Genomic DNA, 2,191 nt, shown 5'->3' with positions numbered 1-2,191 from the left:
TGTTGGACTTCAACGACCCCAGCCACAGCGGCTGTTCCGGGTCCCGGCCCTGACCGTACGTGGCCAGCAACGCCTGCGCCTCGATCGGATCACCCAGAGCCGTCCCGGTCCCGTGCCCCTCCACCACGTCCACATCGGACGGCGAGAGCTCCGCATTCGCCAACGCCCTGTGGATCACCCGCTGTTGTGAGGGACCGTTCGGCGCCGTCAACCCGTTCGAGGCGCCGTCCTGGTTCACCGCACTGCCACGTATCACGGCCAGCACCTGGTGCCCGCGCTCCCGAGCCACCGACAACCGCTCCAGCAGCACCACACCCACGCCCTCGGCCAGACCCATCCCGTCCGCACCCGAGGAAAACGCCTTGCAGCGCCCGTCAGAGGCCAGGCCCCGCTGCCGGGAGAAGGCCACAAAGGAGCCGGGCGTCGACATCACCATCGCCCCGCCGGCCAACGCCATCGAGCACTCACCCTGCCGCAGCGCCTGCGCGGCCAGATGCATCGCCACCAACGACGACGAACACGCCGTATCCAACGTGACCGCCGGACCCTCGAAACCGAACACGTACGACACCCGGCCCGACGCCACACTCGACGAAGCACCCGTACCCGCGAAACCCTCCACCTCCGGCGTAACCACACCCCCACCGGCCCCGTAGCCCTGACCGGACAGCCCGGAGAACACCCCGACGTCAGTGCCCTTCATCGAGACCGGGTCGATACCGGCGTCCTCCAACGCCTCCCAGGAGGTCTCCAGCAACAGTCGCTGCTGCGGGTCCATCGCCAGCGCCTCACGCGGCGAGATACCGAAGAACCCCGCATCGAAGAGCCCGGCCCCGCGCAGGAAGCCACCCTGACTGGTGTACGAGGTGCCCGGGTGGTCAGGATCCGGGTCGAACAGGCCCTCCAGATCCCAGCCCCGGTCGTCCGGGAAGTCGGAGACGGCGTCGACCCCGTCGGCCACCAGCCTCCAGAGGTCTCCGGGTGAGGCCACATCACCCGGGTATCGGCACGCCATCGACACGATGGCGATCTGCTCCCGTGCCTGGTCCTGGACCGCGCGCAGCCGCTTACGGGCGTCGCGGGCGTCGGCGATGGCCCTCTTGAGGTAGTCGCGGAGTTGTACCTCGTCAGCCACTGAATTCAGCTCCCAGGAAGTCCGTGTGTGCGATTGCCTTCGGTCGGTTTCCCCGCACCACCGTCTGTGCGGGCAGTGCGGGCGGGCCCACCCGGGCCCACCCGCACTGGTCCGGGTCAGTCCAGCCGGTCGAAGAGCGCAAACAATTCCTCGTCGCTGGCGGTTTCGAGATCCTGGTCGGGGGTGTCCGTGGATCCAGGGACCGCGTCGCGACCGCCCGCCGCCTCGGCTGCCTTCAGCAGTTCCCGCAGACGTACGGTGATCCGCTCGCCGGCCTGTTCATCGGCCGCCGCCGACTCGATGGCCGCCTCCAGACCGGCGAGGCCGGCCAGCACCGGATCCGCGGCGGACACCTCGTCCACAGCGAGCTCGCCGAGGAGATAGGCCGAGAGGGCCAGCGGGGTGGGGTAGTCGAAGATCAGCGTGGCGGGCAGCTTCAGGCCGGTCGCCTCACGCAGTCGGTTGCGCAGTTCGACAGACGTGAGCGAGTCGAATCCGGCCTCGTTGAACGCCATCTCCGCTCGAACGCCCTCCGGCCCGGCATGCCCGAGCACGGCCGCGGCCTGGGCTCGCACCAGGTCGAGAAGCAGAGCCTCCTGCCGTGCCGCGGGGAGCCCGGCCAACCGGTCGGACAGCTGCCGATGCTCGTCGCCGGCGCCCAGCGTCCGCGCCTGCTGCCTGCCGACCGGTACGAGGCCGCGCAGCAGGTGCGGAACACCGGCACCGGCCGCCGCGTCGGCTCGTACCCCCCGAAGGTCCAACTTGACCGGCACCAGCAGCGACTGCCCGGACCTCACAGCGGCATCGAACAGCTCCATGCCCGCAACGGACTTGAGAGCCAGGACTCCCCCACGCCCCTCACGCCGACTCATCCGGGTCCTGGTGAGGTCGTCGATGTTGTCAGCCATGCCGGTGGTCTCCTCCCACGGGCCCCAGGCCAGTGACAGCCCGGGCAGGCCCGCCGCCCGACGGTTGGCCATCAACCCGTCCAGGAAGGCATTCGCCGCCGCATAGCCGGCACTTCCCGCACCCATGAACACGGACGAGGCGGAGGAG

At 69.8% G+C, this 2,191-nt stretch carries 2 protein-coding genes; both read right to left on the bottom strand.

Annotation, left to right across the window (positions count from 1 at the left end; translation table 11 throughout):
• Nucleotides 1–1,135 (bottom strand): beta-ketoacyl synthase N-terminal-like domain-containing protein (locus ACTWQR_RS55540; protein WP_443234983.1); only part of this gene is annotated, 1,135 nt, incomplete at its 3' end.
• A 116-nt stretch (nucleotides 1,136–1,251) separates the two neighbouring features.
• Nucleotides 1,252–2,191: beta-ketoacyl reductase (locus tag ACTWQR_RS55535; protein ID WP_443234982.1), on the bottom strand; the 940-nt coding region annotated here is incomplete at its 5' end.

The sequence above is a fragment of the Streptomyces sp. 2A115 genome, from assembly GCF_052245575.1.
Classification (GTDB): Bacteria; Actinomycetota; Actinomycetes; order Streptomycetales; family Streptomycetaceae; genus Streptomyces.
The sequence above is the reverse complement of the archived record's forward strand: the minus strand, read 5'-3'. Positions and strand labels throughout refer to the sequence as shown.